Source organism: Streptomyces sp. NPDC006430, from assembly GCF_040612395.1.
GTDB lineage: Bacteria > Actinomycetota > Actinomycetes > Streptomycetales > Streptomycetaceae > Streptomyces.
In genome coordinates this window covers 50923-73910 of sequence record NZ_JBEXQA010000009.1, presented here as the reverse complement: position 1 = coordinate 73910, position 22988 = coordinate 50923, and the positions used below count along the sequence as shown (strand labels likewise).

Sequence of the window (22988 nt, the reverse complement as noted above, 5' to 3'; positions counted from 1 at the left end):
CAGAGCTACATCTCCTTGAAGAACGCCTCCGCCGTGTGCAGGAAGAGGTCGTTCGCCTCGGTCTCACCGATCGTGACCCGCAGTCCCTCGCCCGCGAAGGGCCGGACCACCACACCGGCCTTCTCGCAGACCGCCGCGAACTCGGCGGTCCGCTCGCCCAGCCGCATCCACACGAAGTTCGCCTGCGTCGGCGGCACCACGGTCCAGCCTTGGCCGAGCAGCCCCTCGTAGACGCGCGTGCGCTCACTGACCAGCGCTCCGACACGACCCATCAACTCGTCCTCGGCGCGCAGCGAGGCGACCGCCGCGTCCTGGGCGAGCTGACTGACCCCGAAGGGCACCGCCGTCTTGCGCAGCGCTGCGGCCACCGGCTCGTGCGCCACCGCGAAGCCGACGCGCAGGCCTGCCAGTCCGTACGCCTTGGAGAAGGTGCGCAGCACGCAGACGTTCGGGCGATTGCGGTAGAGCTCGATGCCGTCCGGCACCTCTACGTCGCGTACGAACTCGTGGTACGCCTCGTCCAACACCACCAGGATGTCCGAGGGCACCCGGTCGAGGAACCGCTCCAGCTCGGCACGGTGCACTGCGGTGCTGGTGGGGTTGTTGGGGTTGCAGACGAAAATCAGCCGGGTCCGCTCGGTGATCGCGTCGAACATCGCGTCGAGGTCGTGAACGTCCCCGTCGGTCAGCGGGACCTGCACGGGCGTCGCACCCGAGATCTGCGTGATGATCGGGTAGGCCTCGAAGGACCGCCAGGCGTAGATGACCTCGTCGCCCGGGCCGGCCGTCGACTGGACCAGCTGCTGGGCCACGCCCACCGAGCCCGTGCCGGTGGCGATGTGCTCGGCCGGGACCCCGAACCGCTCCGCGAGCTCGTTCACCAGAGCGGTGCAGGCCAGGTCCGGGTAGCGGTTGAACCGGCCGGCCGCGGCGACCGTGCTTTCCAGCACGCCGGGCAGCGGGGGGTAAGGGTTCTCGTTAGATGACAGCTTGTACGCGACGGCGCCGCCCGCGGCGGCGGGCTTTCCCGGCTTGTAGACGGGGATGCCGTCCAGCTCGGCGCGCAGCTTCGGGCTCTTCTCGCTCACCGCAGGTCCTCCTAGACCGTCCCGTCCGACGTCGCCGTCGACTCAATACTGCTCACCTTATGAGGATTCCACCCTTCCGAAAATGGCCGCGCCTGGATTGCGGGGGAGCGCACGCATATATGCGCACGCCGGTGGCCCGCGCCGTGGCGCGCATCCCTCGTACAGGTGAGTTGAGACCGTCCCGAGACCGCACCGCTTTGGCATGCTCGTACCCGCCGACAAACGCCCCACTCACCCCTCGCTCTCAATTTCCTTCATTTCCAAGGTCATTGGGGGTGGCGAACCATGCAGAATCGTGCCTGTCAACGCGTGCATATGCATCCGGACCACCCGCCCCACCGAGCCCTACTATCGGCACGCCATGACAGCAGCAGGGAAGCATCACGTGAGCCGGACCGAGACCACCCGGCGGGCCGCCGGCCGACAGGGCCGGGCCGGCATCAGGGACGTGGCCGCCGCAGCGGGCGTCTCGATCACGACCGTCTCCGACGCCCTCAATGGCAAGGGGCGGCTGCCGGACGCCACCCGCCGCCACGTTCGCGAGGTCGCAGACCGGCTGGGCTACCGCCCATCCGCCGCCGCCCGCACCCTCCGTACCGGCAAGTCGGGCCTCATCGGCCTGACCGTGACGACGTACGGGGATGAACCTTTCACCTTCACCGAATTCGCGTACTTCGCCGAGATGGCCAGGGCCGCCACCTCCGCCGCGCTCGCCCGCGGCTACGCCCTCGTCATCCTCCCCGCCACCTCTCGACACGACGTGTGGTCCAACGTGGCCCTCGACGGCACCGTCGTCATCGATCCCTCCGATCACGACCCCGTCGTCACTGAACTGGTCCGCCAAGGTCTGCCGGTCGTCTCCGACGGCCGTCCGGCCGGCTCCCTCCCCGTCACCGCGTGGGTCGACAACGACCACGAGGCCGCCGTGCTCAACCTGCTCGACCACCTCGCCGCCGCCGGCGCCCGCCGTATCGGGTTGCTGACCGGCACCACCACCGACACCTACACCCGGCTCTCGACCACGGCCTACCTCAGCTGGTGCGAGCGCGTCGGTCAGGACCCCGTCTACGAGTCCTATCCCGCCCACGACCCGTGCGCGGGTGCGGTCGCCGCGGACCGGCTGCTCGCCCGTCCCGACCGACCCGATGCCGTCTACGGCCTCTTCGACCCCAACGGGACGGATCTGCTCGCCGCCGCACGGCGCTACGGCCTGCGGGTCCCGGAGGACCTGCTGCTCGTGTGCTGCAGCGAGTCCACCGTGTACGCCAACACCGAACCGCCCATCACCACGCTCTCCCTCAAACCGCGCCGCATCGGCACCGCCGTCGTGCAGCTGCTCATCGACGCCATCGAGGGGGTCGACACCGGGCGACCGGTCGAACAGGTCGTCCCGACCGAGCTGATCGTCCGCACCTCCTCGCAGCGCAGGCAGCCCCGTACGACCGTCAGCCCACCCCGATCACCGGCACAAGACTGACCGTTCCACCGCGATACCGGCGAGGCCAACGGCTGCGCCTCGGATTTCAGAAACATCCATTTCGGGATAAAGCGACAGGAACGACTGGTTCCGCCCAGGATTCACCACCCCTGGTGCGTCACAGAGCGCGAGCTGCATTCCTATGATGGGCGCACGACATCACGGACCCTCCGCCCCGGAGGTCAGGAAGGTCCGCAGGTGTACGGCAGCGCGACGGTGGTGGAGGGGTCGATGACTCAGGGGGCCGGTCAGGGACCCGCGATGCGGACGGAGACGCTGCGGGACTTCCGGGTTCCGGTCACCGAGCCCGCCCCGTACGGCGTGCCCGCCGGGATTCCCGACGAGGCCCCCGTGTACGGCGAATACCCCGCGTACTACGGGGAGGGCGCGCCCGTGCCGCCTCCCGCCGCACCCGTGCCCCCGCCGCCGACCGCGCCCCCGGCACCGACCGTGCCCCCGCCGCCGACCCCCGTGCCCCCGCCGCCCGCTGCGGGCGGGCCGGCCGAAGAGGACGACCTCGAGGGCTACACCCCCACGCATCGCGATCTGCCGATCATCAGCCGCGGCGGACCCGGCGACACCGTCCAGGTCCAGTACGTCCCCCCGGAGACCCCGGCGGCCTCCGGCCCCGGCCCGCTCTATGTGGTCGGCGACGTCCACGGTTACCTGGACGAGCTCGTCGCCGAACTCCAGGCCCAGGGCCTGATCGACGCCGACCGGCGTTGGTCGGCCGGCAACGCCCGCCTCTGGTTCCTCGGCGACTTCACTGACCGCGGCCCCGACGGCATCGGCGTCATCGACCTCGTCATGCGCCTGTCCGCCGAGGCCGCCGCTGCCGGCGGCTACTGCAAGGCCCTCATGGGCAACCACGAACTGCTGCTCATCGGCGCCAAGCGGTTCGGCGACACCCCGGTCGCCTCGGGCGCCGGCACCGCCACCTTCCAGGCCGCCTGGCTCCTCAACGGTGGTCAGCGCACCGACATGGAGCGCCTGGAGGACGTACACCTGCAGTGGATGTCGCGGCTGGACGCGGCCGTCCTGGAAGACGGGCACCTGCTCCTGCACTCCGACACCACCGCGTACCGCGACTACGGCGACTCCATCGAGGACGTCAACGACACCATCCACGAGCTACTCAACCGCAACGACGCCGACATCACCTGGGACCTGTTCCGCAAGTTCACCAAGCGGTTCGCCTTCCGCGACGAGGAGTCCGGACCCCAGGCGGTGCGCGAACTCCTCGACACTTACGGCGGCGGCCGGGTCGTGCACGGGCACAGCCCCATCCCCTACCTGCTCGGCGAAGTGGGCACCGAGGACGGCGACGAATCGCGCGGCCCGGAGGCCGTGGACGGCCCGCACGTGTACGCGGAGGGCCTCGCCATCGCCATGGACGGCGGGGTGACGATGGCGGGCAAACTGCTGGTCGTACAACTCCCGCTGAACGACTGACGGTTATCAGAAGCGGGGTAATTTAAGGAAAGCCCCTGTCACCGCGTGGCATGGGCGCTCTACCATCGCCCTATCCGTAGCAGGCTCTCCTCCGTTTGTGCCGGCGCCCGGGTCTACGCGGGCAAACCGGTCCCCACGGAGCATCGGGGGATGCACATGAACAGCGCTCCGCACCTGCTGACCGAAGACCGACCGGAGTTCGATCGGCTCCTCGACGAGGCGCTGCGCACTGCGCACGAACGGCCCGAGCTCGCCACCCTCGGCGAACGTCTGAACGCCGAACAGCTGCGCACGATGGCCATCGCGGCCAGTGCACTGCTGTCGGCCGCGGCTGCGGCCGAGTACGACCACTACGTGAAACTCCGCGGGGAACGGCGCGACGAGGCCCTGTCCACCCGTGGATCGACGGGGGACCACGGCACCGGGCAGGGCGGCGGCGAGGACGGCGTGGGCGTCAGCGCGGTGGTCGCGGTGCTCGCACCGGTCCTGGCGGGCACCGCCATGCTGATCTTCCTGCTGGTGGGCTACATCCTGAAGGCGGTCGAGCCGGAACCGGCCTTCGCCGAAACGATGCTGACGGCAGGTTGGCTCTTCGGCGCGCTGACTGTGGTGTCCCTGCTGTTCGCGGTGATCGGGCTGCTGGTGACGGCCGTCCGCAACCGCGCGACCGAGGTGGTGGCACAGGACGATACGGAGGCGGTACCCGACGAGGTCGCACGGGCCCGCGAGGCCTGGCGGCACGCCCTGCTGGAGCGGGGCATCCTGCCGTTCCTGCGGGACGCACTGGCCGACCCGAGCGCCGGGCCGACCCGTCCGGCCCCCCGTACGCCGAAGGCCGGGCGCATCCCCAACCTGGGATACACCCGGCCCGACTTCACCAGCCCGGGATCCCCGTCACAGGGTCCCAGGCCCGGCTACACGCCTCCGGACTTCACCAGCCCCGACTTCGGCGGCCCGGAGCACAAGCCGCAGTGAGAACTGCCCGACGTCCGTTTCACGGAGGTCAGTTGCGGTCTTCACGCCCGAGAGCGTGGGCGAACTTGCCGCGGAGGGTGGCGCTACTGACGGAGTTGACCGGCACCCATACCTTGTCGCAGACGAGGGTCGGCGCAGTGGGCGGTCCGCTCCGGGTACAGAGGGTCTCGAACAGCAGGTTCGTTGTAGTCAGGACTCCGATCGACACACGGTTGTCGCCGTTGTTGGCGACGGAGATGGCACAGGCCCTGGTCGGGAAGGTGTGCGGCGGCGCGAAGCCATTGGTCAGGTCGTACCAGATGAAGGGGCCGGCGACGATGGGGGGAGCGGCGTTGATGGGGGGAGCGGCGTTGATGGGGCGGATACCCGCGTAGGCCTTTCCGTTGGTGAGGACGGCCCTGTACTCGGCCCCCTCGAAGGTGACGGAGTCAACGTCCTGGCACGGGCCAGCGGGACCCCTGCGCCCCTGCTCGCCCCTGTGTCCCTGCGGCCCGGTCGGACCCGTCGGACCTGTTACACCCTGCGCACCGGTCGGACCGGTCGGACCGGTCGGACCCGTAGGGCCTCGTTGGCCGCGCGGCCCGGCCGGTCCGGTCCGGCACCTGTCAGCCGAAGGCTGGCCGGCCGTCTTTGCCGGGCGCATCGCCTTGTTCTTGCTCTTCGCCACGTCGCAGCGGTCCGCGCCCTGCGCCACCACCGTCCCCGACGGCTGCGGAGCACCGACCGCAGCCGGGGCCGCGATACTCGCCAGCACCAGCGCCACGGAGGCGAAGGTGCCTCCGGCCAGCCAGCCGGCCCGTCGGGGCAAAGGCCCCAGGATGGATCGGGCCCTGTCCTCAGAACTCATGTACCGCTCCTCGCGAACACCGGATCGAATGGTCTCCAAAGTCCGGAAATAGGACCGGACTCCGCGGGTCATCTTGAAGTCCCCTGCCCCGCAGATCGCTCCGGCTCGCCCGCTCGTCAGCGGATCGGACCAGCGCCTCCCACCACATGGCGGTGTGTTCGGGGCCACCCGGGGTCGCACCGCGGCGTGCCGCCCCCTGCCGGCCCGGACCCGTCCCTAGGGTCAGCGGCCGTGAAGCCGACCATCTGCCTCTGCATGATCGTGAAGAACGAGTCCGCCGTCATCGAGCGCTGCCTGGACTCCGTACGGGACCTCATCGACACCTGGGTCATCTCGGACACCGGGTCCACGGACGGCACCCAGGAAATGATCCGGCACGCCCTGCGCGGCATCCCCGGCGAGCTCCACGAGGAGCCCTGGATCGACTTCGGGCACAACCGCAGCCTCAACATCGCTCGCGCCCGCGGCAAAGCCGACTACCTACTCCTCCTCGACGCCGACCTTGTTCTGCGCCGCACCGGTCCGCTTCCCCGACTCACGGCGCAGTCGTACATGCTGCGCCACGAGGGCGCGACGGAGTACCGCATCAAGCGCCTGGTACGCGGCGACCTCCCGTGGCGGTACGAGGGCGTCACCCACGAGTACCTCACGTGCGACCGCTCCGGCGAGCACGACGAGCGCGCCGGTGCCCAGGAGAACCTCGACGCGCTCTTCATCGAGGACCATGCGGACGGGGGCTCCCGGCACGACAAGTTCGAGCGGGACGCCCGGCTGCTCCGCGCCGAGCTGGAGCGTGACCCCTCCAACACCCGCACGATCTTCTACCTCGCACAGACGATGCGCGACATGGGCGACACGGCGGAAGCGATCCGGCTCTACGAGCGCCGCGCGGCCATGGGCGGCTGGGCCGAGGAGGTCTACTACGCCCTGCTCCAGGTCGGAGTCCTGAACGCCGAGGCCGAGAACTGGCCAACCGCCATGGACGCCCTTTCACTCGCATGGGAATCCCGGCCCACCCGGCTGGAGGCCTGCTACGAACTCGCCTCGCGCCTACGGATGATGGGCCGCCACCATGCGGCGCACGCGATCACCACGGCCGTCCTGGACCAGCCGGCTCCCGCAGACCTGCTGTTCGTCCAGCCGTGGGTGTACCGGTGGGGGCTGCTCTTCGAGCACTCCGTCGCCGCGTACTGGGTGGGCGACGCGAAGGCGTCACTGCGCGCCTGCAACCGGCTGCTCGCCCTGCCCGACCTGCCCGATGCCTACCGCCGACAGACGGAGGTCAACCGCGGTTTCGCCGCAGCCCGTAGTGGGCTCTCCGTCCCTGTTTCACGTGAAACATCGCGCCGCACGAAGGGCCGCGCGAAAGGCAACGCCAAGGGTGGTGCAAAAGGCCGCGCGAAGGTCTGACGCGAGGGCTTGCCGACGATCTCGGCAAGCCGTGCCGCGCGCCGCTCTGAGGAGCCCCTCTTGCCTCCCCAGAGCAGCGAAACGGCGAGGTCGGGCCGGTCAGTCGGCCAGCGGGAGGTACACCCGGTTGCCACTCGCCGCGAACTCGGCAGACTTCTCCGCCATACCCGCCTCGATCTCCTCGGCCTTCAAGTCGCCGCCGTGCTCACGGCGGATGTCCTGGGAGATCTTCATCGAGCAGAACTTCGGACCGCACATGGAGCAGAAGTGCGCGGTCTTGGCCGGCTCCGCCGGGAGCGTCTCGTCGTGGAACTCGCGGGCCGTGACCGGGTCGAGGGCCAGGTTGAACTGGTCCTCCCAGCGGAACTCGAACCGCGCGTCGGACAGGGCGTCGTCCCATTCCTGGGCGCCCGGGTGGCCCTTGGCCAGGTCCGCCGCGTGCGCGGCGATCTTGTACGTGATGACGCCGGTCTTCACGTCGTCACGGTTGGGCAGGCCCAGGTGCTCCTTCGGCGTGACGTAGCAGAGCATCGCAGTGCCCCACCAGGCGATCATCGCGGCGCCGATGCCGGAGGTGATGTGGTCGTACGCCGGGGCGACGTCCGTGGTCAGCGGGCCGAGCGTGTAGAACGGCGCCTCCTCGCAGATCTCCTGCTGGAGGTCGATGTTCTCCTTGATCTTGTGCATCGGGACGTGTCCCGGGCCCTCGATCATGGTCTGCACGTTGTGCCGCTTGGCGATCGTATTCAGCTCGCCCAGCGTCTTCAGCTCCGCGAACTGGGCCGCGTCGTTAGCGTCCGCGATCGAGCCGGGGCGCAGGCCGTCCCCGAGCGAGTACGTGACGTCGTACGCCGCGAGGATCTCGCAGAGCTCCTCGAAGTTCGTGTAGAGGAAGTTCTCCTTGTGGTGCGCCAGGCACCACGCCGCCATGATCGAGCCGCCACGCGAGACGATGCCGGTCTTACGGCGGGCGGTCAGCGGCACGTACGGCAGCAGCACGCCGGCGTGGACCGTCATGTAGTCGACGCCCTGCTCGGCCTGCTCGATGACCGTGTCCTTGTAGATCTCCCACGTCAGGTCCTCGGCGCGGCCGTCGACCTTCTCGAGTGCCTGGTACAGCGGCACGGTGCCGATCGGCACCGGGGAGTTGCGCAGCACCCATTCGCGGGTGGTGTGGATGTTGCGGCCGGTCGAGAGGTCCATGACCGTGTCGGCGCCCCACTTGGTCGCCCACGTCATCTTCTCGACCTCCTCCTCGATGGAGGAGGTGACGGCAGAGTTGCCGATGTTGGCGTTGACCTTCACCAGGAACCGCTTGCCGATGATCATCGGCTCGATCTCCGGGTGGTTCACGTTCGCCGGGAGCACCGCACGACCTGCGGCGATCTCTTCGCGTACGACCTCGGGGGAGACGTTCTCGCGGATCGCGACGTACTCCATCTCCGGGGTGATCTCCCCACGGCGGGCGTACGCGAGCTGCGTGACGGCGGCACCGCCACGCCCGCGGCGGGGCTGGCGGGGACGGCCCGGGAAGACCGCGTCGAGGTTCTTGAGGCCACCGCGCGGCGAGGTGTGCTTGATGCCGTCGTCCTCGGGGCGCACGGGACGGCCCGCGTACTCCTCGGTGTCACCTCGGCCGATGATCCAGTTCTCGCGCAGCGGCGGCAGGCCGCGGCGCACGTCGGTCTCGATCTGTGGGTCGGTGTACGGGCCGGACGTGTCGTACAGCGTCACGTCCTTGCCGTTGGTGAGGTGGACCTGGCGGACCGGCACCCGGATGTCGGGGCGCGAGCCCGCCACGTAGCCCTTGTGCCAGCCCGGCTGGCGCTCGGTCTGGCCGTCGGCGTCCTGGCTGACGGCAGGCGTGCGTGCGTCCTGAATGGTCATGAGACCTGATCTCCCTACGCCGGCATTACCCGGTAACAGGTTCGGCGGTCGACGCAGCCTCGTCCCGTACGCATGCGTGCCGCGCGTACGGTGATCAGCGCCCTCTCAGCCCGGTGCTCCGAGCTCCCGCGTTGTGCAAAGGTGACCCCACGCTAGCGTCATCTGTGGCGTGCTGAACAGTGGGCCCCCTCATCTCTTGCGATGATCTGCCGGTGACGTCTTCGCCGCAGCCCACCACCGAGCCCATCGAGCCCACGGGTCGCTCTGACCACGCGCAGACGGACCCCGGGCACGACCACGGCCCATCCCACGGCCACTCCCACGGCGGTCATTCGCACGGCCACGGCCACGGCCACGGGCCGGCGGCACCCGTCTCGAAGCACCTGCGCAAGGTCATCGCGGCCGTGCTGATCCCCTTCGCCGTCGCCGTCTTCGTCGGCATGGCGCTGCTCTGGCCGGGCGGCGCGCCCGCCCACGAGCGCTCCGGAGTGGGCTTCGACCGCCAGACGCAGCAGGGCCGCGTCGTCGCGGTCGAACGGGTCGACTGCAAATCCGTGAACGCCTCGCAGGTGCCGCCCACCGGCAACACGTCGACCCCGGAGGGCCGCGAGGCCCAGGCTGCGCAGACCGGTGAGTGCAAGAAGGCCACCATCGAGGTCAGCACCGGGTCAGACAAGGGCCGCACCTTCTTCGAGATCGTCCAGCCGGGCGCACCTCGGCAGTTGGCCGACGGCCAGGAGGTGGTCGTCGCGTACGCACCGGACGCGCCCCGGGACCTCCAGTACTCCGTGATCGACGTGAACCGCAAACTGCCCCTGGCGCTCCTCGCAGCCGTCTTCGCGGTGGCGGTGGTCGTCGTCGGCCGCATGCGCGGTGTGTTCGCGCTGATCGCGCTGGTCGTCAGCTTCGGCGTACTGACGCTCTTCATCCTCCCGGCCATCCTGCAGGGATCGAACCCGCTGGTCGTCGCGGTCGTCGGCGCCAGCGCCATCATGCTCATCGCGCTCTACATGTGCCACGGCCTGACCGCCCGTACCTCCGTCGCCGTCCTCGGGACGCTGGTCTCACTGCTGCTGATCGGCCTGCTGGGCTCGCTGTTCATCGACTGGGCGTTCCTCAGCGGCAACACCGATGACAACACCGGGCTGATCCACGGGCTCTACCCGAACATCGACATGAGCGGTTTGCTGCTCGCCGGCGTGATCATCGGATCGCTGGGGGTGCTCGACGACGTGACGGTCACGCAGACCTCGGCGGTCTGGGAACTCCACCAGGCCGACCCTTCAATGGGCTCGCGCGCCCTTTACCGTGCGGCCATCCGGATCGGCCGCGACCACATCGCATCGGTGGTCAACACCCTCGTGCTGGCCTACGCGGGTGCGGCGCTGCCGCTCCTGCTGCTGTTCTCGATCGCCAACAGCAGCATGGGTTCAGTGGCCAACAGTGAACTGGTCGCGGAGGAGATCGTACGGACCCTCGTCGGGTCGATCGGTCTGGTGGCCTCGGTCCCGGTGACGACGGCACTGGCTGCGCTGGTCGTTTCCGCCGACCGGCCGGGAACCCCGGCCGGCGCAGCGGCCTCGGGGCCGGTCCGCGGGGGCCGGGGGCGGCGGCGCAAGCGGTGACGGAGCGGCGGCTCCGACGGTGCGGCCGGCGGGAACGGCTGATCGGTTCGTACGCGGTGCGGCGTCCGCGCGGGGCCGGAGCGGCTGGCTGACCCGGGTGGCTCGGGGGCCCGGGGCGGCTCGACCTCTCCGGCCGGCTCGGCTTCTGCGGCCGGCTCAGCCCGCGTTCTGCTCGTTCTGTCGGGAATCCGCCAGGATCTTGTTGAGCGCCTCTTCGAGGTCGCCCTCGAAGTCACCGAGGCTGCGCTCCTGACCGAGCGGAACAAGCCGGTCGGTGCGGTCGAGGAACGCGACGAGCGGCGCCGCGCCGGCCCGGAACAGGGCCCGGTCACAGCCGACCTGAAGCCGGATGTGGACATCGGACAGTTCCTCGGGACGGGTGGGGGCGATGTGCACATCGCCGTCACCACACGGCTTGTTGATGCCGTCGAGGAGCAGTTCCCGGCCGAACGCCCAGGTCACGGGCGCATCTCCGGGAAGGTGGAAGGTCAGTCGCACTGCGTAGGGATCACGGCTGTCGTACCGGAGTTCCACCGGGATCCGGAACGAGAGCTCCTCGGAAACGAGGAAGCTCATCATGACCTCTGCCTGTACCGACTCGCGCATTGACAACCCCGCTGTAGTGGAAGTGGCCAGGAATGATCCCCCAGGGCCCTCTTGACAAGGGTGGTGGAAGCCCACGCAGATCACAAGGAGTGAGTTTTCAGATACTGATAGAGAACGAGAGGGTGCTCAACAGCGCGCCTACTTCACTCCGTAGTCGATCGACCACATACAGCAATCGTTCCTGCTGGCACAAAGGGAGGGAAATCGCCATAGTTGCCGCAACATCGCCGACAGTGATGGGGATGGCCGCGCACACCGTGCCCAAAGCATATTCCTGACGCTCCGTAACCGGCTGCATCCGCCCCAAGGATCTGATTCGGCCCTCGAACGTGCGCTGATCGCGCACGGTGTAGGGGGTGACGGCCACCACCGGGTGGCGGTCGAAGTAGTCCTTGCGCGTCTTCTCGTCGAGTTGGGCCAGCAAGCACTGCCCAATCGCGTGCGCATGGCCGGTCGCACGGAATTCGGCCCATTCATCCACGGCCGGACTGGCCGGCGTGTCCGAGACGCCGACGACCTCGATCTCACCCTCACGGAACACCGCGAAGTAGACGGGGGCCCCGACCACGTCGCGGAAGTGCGCAAGCGAGTCAAGGATCATGCTGCGACGTTTCTGCTGCAGTCCACCACCCGCCAGCCGCCCGGCGGCATCGCCGAGAACGAACACCCCGCCCTCGCGGCGCAGATAGCCCTCGTGCGTGAGGGTGCGCAACAGGTGGTACGCGGTGGGAAGTGGGAGCCCCGCCTCGCGCGCCAGTTGCTTCGCCGGGGCTCCCTCGCTGTGGGAGCCCACTGCTTCGAGCAGCCTCAATGCCCTCTGCACCGAACCGATCAGTGTCGGCACACCGGCATTGTGAACCGAAGACAAAGCTCACCCCCAGCCGTGGCGGCGGGCTTCGGGGGGCCCGCCCTGCGGGGGCCGCCCCCGCACCTGCCGTGGTTCCTGGGGATCTTGTTCAGCTGGCACTCAGATAACCGCTGGTCAGGGCGGCTCTACCGGCGTTCGGTGCCCAGGGATCACACAGATTGCCACTCTATCCGCCGATTCCTGCGGCGTGAGCGGTCGAGCGGCTCACGTTCCCCCGCCTGGGTTAATCCCCGGCCCACCGTGCCCGGGCCTTCCTGCTGCTCGGCCTACCACTCGCCGGACGAGGACTTCGTACCGCCGCGGCTGAACTTCTTCACGAGGAAGACCAGTCCGCCGACGAGGGCGACGAACACCAGGAGCTTGAACGCGAAGCCGATCAGGATGCCGAGGATGCTGGTGATGACACCGCCGAAGACGAAGAGCACCAGAAGCGGGATGGCGACCCACTTAACCCACCAGGGCATGCCTGCGAATGTCTCTCGGATGCCGTCCATGTCCTCAACCTCTTCCTGATCCGTTGCTGCCTGCTCCCGATGCTAGGAGGCAGCGCATCCCGGCGGGGGCCCGCAAGCCCCCGGACTCCCCTGATCCGCCCCCTAGGGGGACCGGGGAGTCCGACCCTCAGAGAGGTGTCCGCCGGCTACGACTCCGGCGGAGAAAACACCACCAGTACCCGCAGGTCCTCGGTGATGTGGTGGAACTTGTGCACCACCCCGGCCGGGACGTAGACGACGCTGCCGCGCGCCACCGTCGTCGTCTCCTCCCCGACCGTGATCGAGGCGCGCCCGCTCACCACGAAATACACCTCGTCCTGGCGGTGCGGTTGCTGCGGGTCGCTCTGGCCTGCGTCGAGCGCGTACAGCCCGACCGACATGTTCCGCTCGCGCAGGAACTGCAGATAGGCGCCGTCGTTCGCGAGCCGCTCCGCCTCGAGCTCATCCAGCCGGAAGGCCTTCATCGTCGTTGTGCCCCTTGTGTTCTCACGTTCCCTGGCATCCGCTGATCTGCTGATGTCCCACCGGGATCTTCTCTGCCACGATCAGACACATGACAAATTTCGTAGTCAAGACGCTCGCGAACGCGGCGGCTCTGGCCGTCGCCATCTGGCTGCTCGCCGGCATCACCCTCGACGACGGCAGTCCTCTGGGCCGTCGGACCATCACGCTGATCCTCGTCGCGCTGGTTTTCGGCCTGGTCAACTTGATCGTCAAGCCCGTGGTGAAGCTGCTCTCGTTGCCCCTGTTCATCCTCACCCTCGGGCTGTTCACCCTCGTCGTGAACGCCCTGATGCTGATGCTGACCTCCTGGCTGGCGGAGCAGCTCGACCTCAGCTTCCACGTCGACGACTTCTGGACGGCGCTCGTCGGCGCCCTGATCATCTCCGTCGTCTCCTGGGCCGTGAACTTGGCCCTGCCCGACAACGACTGAACGGACGGTCCACGTACCGCGTGTGTTTCGTCTGCACGGGCAACATCTGCCGCTCGCCCATGGCCGAGTCCGTCTTCCGCGCGCGCGTCGCCGAGGCCGGGTTGACGGGCTGGTCGAGGTGGACAGCGCCGGTACCGGAGGCTGGCACGAGGGGGACGGCGCCGAGCGGCTGCTGCGGTCGTTCGGCTCGGCGGCCACTGCTGCGGAGGCCGACGTACCGGATCCCTACTACAGCTCCCTCGACGGGTTCGAGGAGTGCCTGGAGCTCGTCGAGGCGGCGAGCACGGGTCTGTTGGACGCCGTACACGCGGCAGTGAAGGAGACCAGCACGTGAACAACCACGCAGACGAGGCACCGGCGGGGGCGGCGGCCTCCGCCGGGAAGGCACTCACCGGGAAGGGGGCGGAACGACTGGGCGACGGCACCCGGGCCGTCCGCGCCGGCCTGCCCGAGCCCGTCAAGAACGAGCCGCCCCTGCCCGGACCCGTCTTCGCCGCCCACTTCCACCTCCCGGGTGACGTCGAGGGCCCGTACACCTACGGCCGGGACACCAACCCCACGTGGACCCTGCTGGAGCGGGCCATCGGGGAACTCGAAGCCCCCGGCCAGGACGGCGTGGACACCATCGTCTTCGCCTCCGGCATGGCCGCGGTCTCCGCCGTGATCCTCTCCCAGGCCCGCACCGGGGACACCGTCGTCCTGCCCGACGACGGATACCAGGCGCTGCCGCTGGTCCGTGATCAGCTGGAGGCCTACGGGGTCGACGTCCGCACCGCCCCCACCCGGGACGACACCCAGCTCTCCGTCCTCGACGGGGCACGGCTGCTGTGGATCGAGACCCCGTCCAACCCCGGGCTCGACGTGTGTGACGTACGGCGCCTGGTCGAGGCCGCTCACGCGGGCGGCACGCTGGTCGCCGTCGACAACACCCTCGCCACCCCTCTCGGTCAGCGGCCCCTGGAACTCGGAGCGGACTTCTCCGTCGCCAGCGGCACCAAGGGACTCACCGGCCACGGCGACCTCCTGCTCGGCTACGTCGTCTGCCGTGACCCGGAGCTCGCCGCCGCAGTCCGGCGTTGGCGCAAGATCATCGGCGCGATCCCGGGTCCCATGGAGGCCTGGCTCGCGCACCGCTCCCTGGCCACGATCCAGCTGCGCGCGCAGCGCCAGTGGGCCAACGCGCTGGCCGTGGCCGAGGCGCTGGCCGACCGGACCGAGGTGACCGGGCTGCGCTACCCGGGACTGCCCGCGGACCCTTCGCACAAAACTGCCTCCCGGCAGATGCGCGGCTTCGGCTCCGTGGTCTCCTTCACGCTGCCGGACCGCGCGCACGCCGAACGCTTCATGGCCACCCTGCACCTGGTCGAGGACGCCACCAGCTTCGGCGGCGTACGGTCCACCGCGGAGCGGCGCGGCCGGTGGGGCGGCGACCCCGTCCCGGAAGGCTTCATCCGTTTCTCCGCCGGGGTCGAGGACACCACGGACCTGGTCACGGACGTGCTGCGCGCCCTCGACGTCGCGGGCACCGGCGCCTGAGCGACCAGGCGTCGCCACGAGTAGCCGAGTAGCCGAGTAGCACGAGCGGTCCGAGCCTCCCCCCTAGTGGCTCGGACCGCCCCGGGTTCCGCGTGCGAAGAACCACGCTGACAAGGCTAGTTGACCTAGCGTCAGAGTCCAATCACGGTAAAGACAGGTGCCTATCGGCATATTTATAGTTGAAGGCCCCCACGGAGAGGGGCCTTCATGGACCTGGCCCTGCTGCGCACCTTCGTCGCCGTGCACCGGGCCGGCTCGTTCACCCGGGCCGCCGCGCTCCTCGGGCTGTCCCAGCCCGCCGTCACCTCGCAGATCCGCACCCTCGAACGGCAGCTCGGTCGCCCGCTGTTCCATCGCAGGGCCCGTGGGGTCACCCCCACCACCGTCGGCGACGAACTCGCCCACAAGGCCGCTCCGCACCTCGACGCCCTGCTACGGATCACCGAGGCGGAACGCGAAGCCGCCGGCGGGTTACGCACCCTGCACCTCGCCGGCCCCCCGGAATTCCTGTGCCTGCGCGTCCTGCCCGCGCTCGCGCCCCTCGTCGGCCAGGGCCACACCCTGCGCTCCGTCTTGCAGACGGGTACCGAGGAGACCCTCGACGGGCTCGCCGCCGGCCACCACGACCTCGTCGTTACGACCGCCCGCCCTCGGGGCGGACTGTTCAGCACCACGGCGCTGTGCGACGAGGAGCACGTCCTGGTCGCCGCGCCGTACTGGGCGGCCCTCGTGGACCCGGCCCGACTGCGCGAGACCGGCCCCACCGCCCTCGACGGCATTCCGCTCGTCGAGGTCCACGAGACCCTGCCGCTCGTCACCCGGTACTGGGCCGCCGTCTTCGAGACCCGGCCCGGCACCCGGCCCGACGCGGCCACCGTCGTCGCTCCCGACCTCAGGGCGGTACTGGAATGCGTCCGGGCCGGTGCAGGACTGGCCGTCCTGCCTCGGTACCTCTGCCAGGACGCCCTCGACCGCGGGCAGGTCGTTGCCCTCCTCGAACCACCCGTACCGCCCCTGCGCACCTGGTTCCTCGTGGTGCGGACCGGCAGCCTCGCCCTCGCTCACGTCGCCCGGGCTCACGAGCGGCTGCTGCGCGCCGCCACCCACTGGTGAGCCTCCGCTTCCGTGTGCGGCGCGTTTCGCAGGCGCGCGTTTCAGAAGCGGAAGTCTGGGCCACTCTTCTCCCATGACCGAACGTCCCGTGGTCAAACGCACCGCCCGCGCGATCCTGCTCGACGGTGACGACCTGATCCTCATCAAACGCACCAAGCCCGGCCTCGATCCGTACTGGCTCACCCCCGGCGGGGGAGTGGAGCCCTCGGACGCCACCGTCGTCGACGCCCTCCACCGAGAGATCCACGAGGAACTTGGCGCGAAGATCACCGATGTGGTGCCCTGCTTCGTCGACACCGTCGAGCACATCGCCGACGGGGGTGTGACCGGAGTGAAGGTGCAGCACTTCTTCGTCTGCCACCTCGAATCCATGGACCCCAGTCAACGGCACGGCCCCGAAGTCGATCACCCCGAGGGCGAGTACGAGATCGTGCGCGTGCCCTTCAGTCGGGTCGGTATCGCCACGGTCCATCTCGTACCGCTGTCCCTGCGCCACTACCTCGACGGCAATATCGAGGGCTTGCGCGCGATGCACGCACCTGACCTGGGCTGATCCACAGCGGCGGGCGCCCCCCGGTCTCAGCCGGCCGCGCCCGCCAGTTCCTCCCACGCGTCGAAACGGATCCGCTCTCTGGGAATCCCGATCCGCTTGAGCTCGTCCACACCACTGCGGATCATCCCGGGCGGCCCCGATATGAACGCGTCGTAGGAGCTCCACGGTCCGTACTCACCGACCGCCTGCGGCAGCTGACCGGCCAGGCCCTCGCCCACCACCGGGCGTACGGACAGCCACGGATGTGAGCGCTGCAGCCCCAGCAAGGTGTCCTTGTCGTACAGGTCGCCGTGGCTACGCGCTCCGAAGAACACCTCCACCGGGCGGCGCTCACCGTGTTCCGCCACATCCTCGATCAGGGCCTTGATCGGAGCGATGCCGGTACCGCCCCCCAGACACAGCATCCCGTTGTCGGTGGTGTGGTCGACCACCATCGACCCGGCCGGTGGCCCGAGCCGCAACACGTCACCGGGACGTGCGTGGCGCACCAGCGCGTTGGAGACCCAGCCCGCCGGAACGGCCTTGATGTGGAAGGACAGCAGCCCGTCAGCACGCGGCGCCGAGGCGAAGGAGTAGTGCCGCCACACCCGCGGCCACCACGGGGTCTCCAGGCTCGTGTACTGGCCTGCCAGGAAGGAGTAGGGCTGGTCCGGGCGGACCGTCAGCACGGCGATGTCCGGGGTGCGCAGATCGTGCGAGACCACCTCCGCGTGCCACCACGCCGGGGCCTTCACCTCGTCCTCGGCCGCCGCGTCGATCATGATCTGGGAGATCCCGGTGTACGCCCGGACCCACGCGGCCTGCGTCTCGGGTCCCCAACTGCGCTCCGCGTACCGGGTCAGCGCACTGATGAGGGCCTCGCCCACCACCGGATAGTGACCGGCCAGCGTGCCGTACTTGCGGTGTCCGGCGCCCAATCGACGCAGGTAAGGAACGAGCACGTCCGGGTTGTCGATGTGCTCGGCGGCGGTCAGCAACGCCTTCAGCAGCCGGTCGCGCTGGACGTCCATGGCCGCCGGGAACATGCCCCGCACTTCCGGATGCCTGGTGAACACCAGGGCGTAGAAGTACGAGGTCACCTTGTCGGCGATGGGTGCGATCTCTTCGAGAGTCCGACGGATGAGCACCGCGTCCGGGGAAGGCTCGAACGCACCGCCCCCGGAAAGTATCCGGTCCGTCCGTCTGGCCGATCTGGTGGGCGGAGCGTCCATGCGGTGCCTCGCTTCGAGCATCTCGGTCGGTAAGCACGCCACGGCCTTCGAATCCGTGGTTCCGGGCCTCACAGCCTGCCAGCCGCCCCAGAGGCTCGCGGGGGAATGCGGAAAATCCGCGTTTCGAACCCGCTTCCCCCTTAAGATGCCTCAACTGCCGGGCGCGCCACCCCCACCAGCTGATATGCCTCTCGCAGATCCCGGCCCTCGTAGACATATGTCGCCCGCGCCGCCAGAGACGGCCGCGCGTTGACGGCCACCGACACCGAGACCGCTTCGAAAAGCATCGCGTCGGTCGAGGAATCCCCGTACGCGACACAGTCCGCCCGACTCACCCCGAATTGCGCGCACAGCCGGTCCGCCACCGTGACCTTACCCTCGGGCGTCAGGATGCCGGCCCCATCCACGGGCCGGGTGAAGGGCACCTCGGGGAAGACCGAGCCGTGAGCGGCGTGGGCGCCCCACTCCACCAGCAGTTCCACGAAGAACGACGGCGACAGCGAGATCACCGCGCAATAGTCCCCGCGCTCCCTGATCTCCCGCCACACCTCGCGAATCCCCGTCAACCACGGGGCCCCGTCGAACGCCGCGCGGACATGATCGGGCGTCAGTTCCGCCCATAGGGCGTGCGCCGCGACCGAGAAGTCGTGCGGGCCGATCTCCCTTGCGCTGAAAGCCCGTTCCAGTGCGGCGATCTCCGCACCCAAACCGAGCTGTCGGGAGATCTCGACGGGTGCCGCCGAGCCGTACATCAGCGTTCCGTCGAGATCGAAGAGGTGAAGGAGTGTCATAGCAGTCGAGGCTAGCCCGTTTGTTTCACGTGAAACATCCTCTGGTTTCACGTGAAACGTCTGACTGTTTCACGTGACATCGACGCCAAATCCCCTGGACGACCCTCGCTTGATGATCCAGTCTGGGCCGGTGACACCACCACACCTCACCGACCTGCCGATCCGTGCGCTGACCGTGGACGATCTTCGCCACTGCGCCGACCTGTCCGAAGACCGCGGATGGCCGCGCGAGGACCACAAGTGGGGGCTGCTGCTCGCCGCGGGCCACGGCTACGGCATGGACGCCCCCGACGGGCAGGGGCTCGCCGCCGCCTGCGTCGTCACCTCGTACGGACACACCCACGCCGGCCCGGAACTGGCCGCCATCGGGATGGTCCTCGTCGCCGAGCGGTACGCCCGCCAGGGCCTGGGTCGCCGTCTGATGATCCACGTCTGTGACGACGTCCTCAGGGGCGTCCCGCTCACCCTTCACGCGACCCCCTACGGCCGCCCCCTCTACGAGGAGCTCGGCTTCGCGACCACGGGCCGCGCGGAAATGCTCATGGGTGCCTTCCGCCCCGACCCCGCACCACCGCAGCCGGACGCCGTGTCGGTCCGGCCGGCCGCCGGCGAGGACATCCCACGGATCCTCCGCCTGGACACCGAGGTCTTCGGTACGGACCGGACCCATATGATCACGCGGCTGCCAGCCTTCGCGGACCGACTGCTGGTCGCCGAGGACCACGTGGGTGAACTCGTCGGCTACGCCGCGGTGTGGCCCAACATGGGGACCCACGTCATCGGTCCCCTGATCGCACGGGACACTGCCGGCGCCCAGGCACTCGTCACCGCGCTCGCCGCCACCACCGATCGGCCCCTTCGTACCGACATCGATGTACGTCACGAGGAGCTCCTCGGCTGGCTCAAGGACCGCGGTCTCGAATCCGTGGCCTTCAACGCTGTCATGACCCGCGACATCCCCGGACTCCCGGGCGACTGGACCCGGCGCTGGGCTCCGCTCACCGTGGCCGCGGGCTGAGAACGGAACGCCCCCGTGACCGAAATCGAAGAGCTGACCATCCGTCCCGCCACCGAGGAAGACCTGTCCGCCATCGTGGCCTTGCTCGCGGACGATCCCCTGGGCGCCACCCGTGAATCCCCGGACGACCCCACCCCGTACATCGCGGCGTTCAAGCGTCTGGTGGACGACCCCCACCAGCACCTGGTCGTTGCGGTTCGTGACGGCCGCGTCGTGGGCACGCTCCAGCTCACCATCGTTCCCGGACTCTCCCGAAAGGGCGCCACCCGCTCGATCATCGAAGGCGTGCGCGTCCACGCCGACGAACGCGGCGGTGGTCTGGGCACCCGGTTCATCCACTGGGCGATCGACCAGTCCCGTCGTGAGAACTGCCAACTCGTCCAGCTCACCTCGGACGTGAGCCGAACCGATGCCCACCGCTTCTACGAGCGGCTCGGGTTCACCGCCTCCCACATCGGATTCAAGCTCTCCCTCTGATCACCGCACGCCAGGCCGGGCCGGTGTCGTGGGCCCGGCCTATGATCGGAAGGATGAGCCCCAGCCTCCCCCTCGTGACCACCGCCGAGCGCCGCCACCGGCTGGGCCGCAGGCACCGCCTGGCTCCCTCGACGCACGCCACCACGGTCGCCGAGGCTGCGGACGCCGTCGTCGCCCTGCACGCAACCGACCCCGCGACCGTCTTCCTCTCGGCCCGTGCCCGGCTCGTGGCGGGCGACACCGCCGTCATCGAGCAGGCCCTCTACGAGGACGTCACCCTTGTCCGGCTGCTCAGCATGCGCAATACGCTCTTCGCCGTCTCCACCGAACTCGCTCCGTACGTCGACGCCTCCACTGCCCGGGGCATCGCCCTGAAGGAGCGTCGCACCTTCCTCAAGCGCCTCGCCGAGGACGGCAAGGGCCTGGACGCCGACTGGCTCGCCCGGGCCGAGGGCGCCGCGCTCGATGTCCTCGATGCCCGTGGCCCCTCCACCGGCAGCGAGCTCTCCGCCGCCGTGCCCGCCCTGCGCAAAAAGATCACCATCGGCCGTGGCAAGAAGTACGAGACCGAGAGCGGGGTCGCCACCCGTGTGATCCGACTCCTAGCCGCCGACGGACGGATCCGCCGCGACCGGCCCCGCGGATCATGGACCTCCAGCCAGTACCGCTGGGTGCACACCGCTCCCTGGCCCGCCGTCCATGCCGCCGGAGCCCGCGCCGAGATCGCCCGCCGCTGGCTCCACGCCTACGGCCCGGCCACGGAGGCCGACCTCAAGTGGTGGACCGGCTGGACCCTCACCGACGTGCGCAAGGCCCTCGCCGCCGTCGGTCCCGACCAGGTCCGCCTGGAGGACGGCACCACCGCGCTCGTCAGCCCCGGCGACATCGCGCCCGAACCCGCCCCGGAACCATGGGCCGCGCTGCTGCCCGGCCTGGACCCCAGCGGCATGGGCTGGACGGACCGCGGCTTCCACCTCGATCCCGTCCACCGCCCCGCGCTCTTCGACTACGCCGGCAACATCGGCCCCACCGTCTGGTGGAACGGCGAGGTCGTCGGCGGCTGGGCCCAGCGCGCGGACGGCGAGATCGTCTGGCGGCTGCTGGGTGCCCCCGGCCGCGCCGCCGAGCAAGCGATCGCCGCTGAGGCCGCACGGCTCGCCGAGTGGGTGGGCGACGCCCGTATCACCCCGCGCTTCCGCACCCCGCTGGAACGCGAACTCGTCGCCTGAACCGTGTGGTTAGCCGATGCCCCGCCAGCCCTGTGGGTCCACCCCGCCGGGCACCGGGGCCTGGGCGTCGTACGGCTCCCTCGTGAACACGAAGGAGCCCAGATCGAGGTGACTGACCGAACCGTCCACCCGCCGCACCGCCCGTAGCGTCTCGCCGGCGTAGTAGCCGGTGAGGCCCGTCCAAGTGCCGTCCGGCTCAGCCCGAAACCGGGCCGCACGGCCCGTCGCCCCCATCGGGGCGAGCTCCAACAGCCCGTCCGACATGAGCCGCAGCACCTGCGCCGACGTCCCCCAGTACCAGGGGCCGCACAGCTCCAGGGCGACCGGATCGGCCTCCCGGAACGGCTTCCACGGCTCCGGAAGCCGCGGCTCCGCGTCCGCGACGATCGCCAACAGGTCCGCGGCCACCGATGCGGCGGGCAGGCCCGAGGTGCAGTTCGCCAGCACCACGGCCGCGATGTCGTCCGCCTCGCTCACCCACAGCCCTGCGACGAAACCCGGCAGCGAGCCGGTGTGCCCGGCGAGCTTGCGCCCACTACTGTCCATCAACTGCACACCGAGCCCGTAGCCCAGTTCGGCGGAGGCCGGGTCCGGCGGAGCAGCCGGCGTACGCATCTCCCGTACCGTTTCCGCGCTCAGCACCCGCTCTTCACCACGAGCGAGGAACATGGCGAAGCGGGCCAGGTCCCTCGTCGTGGACCACAATTGCCCGGCTGCGGCCATCAGGCCCAGGTCTTCCAGCGGCTCCGGCATCATCACGTCGGCCCACGGATGAACCGCCCAGCCGCCCGCGTGCGGAGCCTGCGGCCGGGCCGTCGTACGGTCCAGCCCGAGCGGCTCCAGCACCTCGGCCCGGAGCACCTCGGCCCACGGCCTTCCGCGGACTTCCTCCACGAGCGAACCGAGCAGCGTGTAGCCCGGATTGGAATAGTGGTGCCGCCGGCCCGGCTCCCACCGGAACGGGTCCTCACCCAGCACGTCCGCGAGCTCCGGCCGCATCGCCGCAGGAGTCCGCTCCCACCACTCGCCCGGCGTCTCCGCCGCCAACCCGCCTGTATGGGACAGCAACTGGGCGATGGTCACCTCTCCGACGCCCGTCCCCGGAAGGTGCTTCTCCAACGGGTCATCGAGCTGCAACAGGCCCTCGTCCCGCAGCCGCATCACCAGGACAGCGGTGAAGGTCTTGCTGATCGACCCGATCCGGTACTGCACGTTCCCGTCGGGCCCGTGCCCCTCGACGGAGGTCCGGGTGCCCTCCCACCGCACCTCCCCGCCACGCGCCACGGCCGCCACCACCGACGGCGCCCGCCCTTCGCTCTGCGCGACGGCGATCCGGTGCGTGAGCGCACGCCGTGTGGCGGGGAGCAGAACCAGGTCCTCAGATACGGCATCCATGA

Annotated in this window: 22 protein-coding genes, 1 pseudogene and 1 riboswitch; of the genes and pseudogenes, 13 read left to right on the top strand and 10 right to left on the bottom strand. The window is 69.6% G+C overall.

Going from position 1 to position 22988, the window contains the following annotated elements:
- Positions 1 to 5: 5 nt before the first annotated feature.
- Positions 6 to 1088: a histidinol-phosphate transaminase gene (gene hisC / locus ABZZ20_RS15920; RefSeq protein WP_356869991.1), complete on the bottom strand. Its 1083-nt coding sequence runs from the start codon at positions 1086 to 1088 to the stop codon at positions 6 to 8.
- A gap of 361 nt (positions 1089 to 1449) precedes the next feature.
- Between hisC and ABZZ20_RS15915 the strand changes: the two genes are divergently transcribed.
- The 3 genes from ABZZ20_RS15915 to ABZZ20_RS15905 all read left to right on the top strand — a co-directional run bounded on the left by ABZZ20_RS15915 (position 1450) and on the right by ABZZ20_RS15905 (position 4992).
- Positions 1450 to 2565 carry a LacI family DNA-binding transcriptional regulator gene (locus tag ABZZ20_RS15915; RefSeq protein ID WP_356869990.1) on the top strand — a complete coding sequence of 372 codons (1116 nt, stop codon included), beginning with the start codon at positions 1450 to 1452 and terminating at the stop codon, positions 2563 to 2565.
- A gap of 231 nt (positions 2566 to 2796) precedes the next feature.
- A complete protein-coding gene (locus tag ABZZ20_RS15910; protein WP_356869989.1) occupies positions 2797 to 4017 on the top strand; it encodes a metallophosphoesterase in 1221 nt (406 codons plus the stop codon).
- Between the two features lie 150 nt (positions 4018 to 4167).
- Positions 4168 to 4992 carry a hypothetical protein gene (locus tag ABZZ20_RS15905; protein WP_356869988.1) on the top strand — a complete coding sequence of 275 codons (825 nt, stop codon included), beginning with the start codon at positions 4168 to 4170 and terminating at the stop codon, positions 4990 to 4992.
- Between the two features lie 28 nt (positions 4993 to 5020).
- Here ABZZ20_RS15905 and ABZZ20_RS15900 read toward each other — a convergent pair whose 3' ends face one another.
- Positions 5021 to 5839 carry a hypothetical protein gene (locus ABZZ20_RS15900; RefSeq protein WP_356869987.1) on the bottom strand — a complete coding sequence of 273 codons (819 nt, stop codon included), beginning with the start codon at positions 5837 to 5839 and terminating at the stop codon, positions 5021 to 5023.
- A 231-nt stretch (positions 5840 to 6070) separates the two neighbouring features.
- Between ABZZ20_RS15900 and ABZZ20_RS15895 the strand changes: the two genes are divergently transcribed.
- Positions 6071 to 7249, top strand: a complete 1179-nt coding sequence (locus tag ABZZ20_RS15895) for a glycosyltransferase (RefSeq protein WP_356869986.1) — start codon at positions 6071 to 6073, stop codon at positions 7247 to 7249.
- A 99-nt stretch (positions 7250 to 7348) separates the two neighbouring features.
- Here the strand turns inward: ABZZ20_RS15895 and thiC are convergent, their stop codons facing one another.
- Entirely contained in the window at positions 7349 to 9136 is a 1788-nt protein-coding gene (gene thiC / locus ABZZ20_RS15890) for a phosphomethylpyrimidine synthase ThiC (RefSeq protein WP_356869985.1), read from the bottom strand.
- Positions 9131 to 9276, bottom strand: a riboswitch (TPP riboswitch). (Overlaps the previous gene by 6 nt.)
- 39 nt (positions 9277 to 9315) lie before the next feature.
- Between thiC and ABZZ20_RS15885 the strand changes: the two genes are divergently transcribed.
- Positions 9316 to 10761 carry a YibE/F family protein gene (locus ABZZ20_RS15885; RefSeq protein WP_356869984.1) on the top strand — a complete coding sequence of 482 codons (1446 nt, stop codon included), beginning with the start codon at positions 9316 to 9318 and terminating at the stop codon, positions 10759 to 10761.
- Between the two features lie 156 nt (positions 10762 to 10917).
- Here the strand turns inward: ABZZ20_RS15885 and ABZZ20_RS15880 are convergent, their stop codons facing one another.
- From ABZZ20_RS15880 to ABZZ20_RS15865, 4 genes are all read right to left on the bottom strand, one after another.
- On the bottom strand, positions 10918 to 11367 hold the full coding sequence (locus ABZZ20_RS15880; RefSeq protein ID WP_356869983.1) for an SsgA family sporulation/cell division regulator: 450 nt from the start codon (positions 11365 to 11367) through the stop codon (positions 10918 to 10920).
- 97 nt (positions 11368 to 11464) lie between these two features.
- On the bottom strand, positions 11465 to 12211 hold the full coding sequence (locus tag ABZZ20_RS15875; RefSeq protein ID WP_356869982.1) for a helix-turn-helix domain-containing protein: 747 nt from the start codon (positions 12209 to 12211) through the stop codon (positions 11465 to 11467).
- Between the two features lie 290 nt (positions 12212 to 12501).
- Positions 12502 to 12729 (bottom strand): DUF5326 family protein, encoded by a 228-nt coding sequence (locus ABZZ20_RS15870; RefSeq protein WP_356869981.1) that lies wholly within the window; start codon positions 12727 to 12729, stop codon positions 12502 to 12504.
- Between the two features lie 146 nt (positions 12730 to 12875).
- A complete protein-coding gene (locus ABZZ20_RS15865; RefSeq protein WP_356869980.1) occupies positions 12876 to 13193 on the bottom strand; it encodes a cupin domain-containing protein in 318 nt (105 codons plus the stop codon).
- Positions 13194 to 13282: 89 nt separating this feature from the next.
- Here ABZZ20_RS15865 and ABZZ20_RS15860 point away from each other — a divergent pair, with 89 nt between their 5' ends.
- The 5 genes and pseudogenes from ABZZ20_RS15860 (at position 13283) to ABZZ20_RS15840 (ending at position 16865) form a co-directional block, all read left to right on the top strand.
- Positions 13283 to 13663 carry a phage holin family protein gene (locus ABZZ20_RS15860; protein ID WP_356869979.1) on the top strand — a complete coding sequence of 127 codons (381 nt, stop codon included), beginning with the start codon at positions 13283 to 13285 and terminating at the stop codon, positions 13661 to 13663.
- Between the two features lie 59 nt (positions 13664 to 13722).
- Positions 13723 to 13997, top strand: a pseudogene (locus tag ABZZ20_RS15855) (hypothetical protein).
- 77 nt (positions 13998 to 14074) lie between these two features.
- A complete protein-coding gene (locus ABZZ20_RS15850) occupies positions 14075 to 15199 on the top strand; it encodes a cystathionine gamma-lyase (protein ID WP_356870140.1) in 1125 nt (374 codons plus the stop codon).
- A 207-nt stretch (positions 15200 to 15406) separates the two neighbouring features.
- Positions 15407 to 16312, top strand: a complete 906-nt coding sequence (locus tag ABZZ20_RS15845; RefSeq protein WP_356869978.1) for a LysR family transcriptional regulator — start codon at positions 15407 to 15409, stop codon at positions 16310 to 16312.
- A gap of 73 nt (positions 16313 to 16385) precedes the next feature.
- Complete coding sequence (locus tag ABZZ20_RS15840) at positions 16386 to 16865, top strand: NUDIX hydrolase (RefSeq protein WP_356869977.1); 480 nt, start codon at positions 16386 to 16388, stop codon at positions 16863 to 16865.
- 26 nt (positions 16866 to 16891) lie between these two features.
- Here ABZZ20_RS15840 and ABZZ20_RS15835 read toward each other — a convergent pair whose 3' ends face one another.
- Entirely contained in the window at positions 16892 to 18097 is a 1206-nt protein-coding gene (locus ABZZ20_RS15835) for a globin domain-containing protein (protein WP_356869976.1), read from the bottom strand.
- 119 nt (positions 18098 to 18216) lie between these two features.
- Positions 18217 to 18867, bottom strand: a complete 651-nt coding sequence (locus tag ABZZ20_RS15830; protein WP_356869975.1) for an HAD-IB family phosphatase — start codon at positions 18865 to 18867, stop codon at positions 18217 to 18219.
- A 130-nt stretch (positions 18868 to 18997) separates the two neighbouring features.
- On the opposite strand from ABZZ20_RS15830, the gene ABZZ20_RS15825 reads away from it, so the two are divergent.
- The 3 genes from ABZZ20_RS15825 to ABZZ20_RS15815 are packed head-to-tail and all read left to right on the top strand — an operon-like array spanning position 18998 to position 21591.
- A complete protein-coding gene (locus tag ABZZ20_RS15825) occupies positions 18998 to 19885 on the top strand; it encodes a GNAT family N-acetyltransferase (protein ID WP_356870139.1) in 888 nt (295 codons plus the stop codon).
- A gap of 24 nt (positions 19886 to 19909) precedes the next feature.
- Complete coding sequence (locus ABZZ20_RS15820; RefSeq protein WP_356870138.1) at positions 19910 to 20362, top strand: GNAT family N-acetyltransferase; 453 nt, start codon at positions 19910 to 19912, stop codon at positions 20360 to 20362.
- A gap of 53 nt (positions 20363 to 20415) precedes the next feature.
- Positions 20416 to 21591 carry a winged helix DNA-binding domain-containing protein gene (locus ABZZ20_RS15815; RefSeq protein WP_356869974.1) on the top strand — a complete coding sequence of 392 codons (1176 nt, stop codon included), beginning with the start codon at positions 20416 to 20418 and terminating at the stop codon, positions 21589 to 21591.
- A 9-nt stretch (positions 21592 to 21600) separates the two neighbouring features.
- On the opposite strand, the gene ABZZ20_RS15810 is transcribed toward ABZZ20_RS15815, so the two are convergent.
- Entirely contained in the window at positions 21601 to 22986 is a 1386-nt protein-coding gene (locus tag ABZZ20_RS15810) for a serine hydrolase domain-containing protein (RefSeq protein WP_356869973.1), read from the bottom strand.
- Positions 22987 to 22988 lie beyond the last annotated feature (2 nt).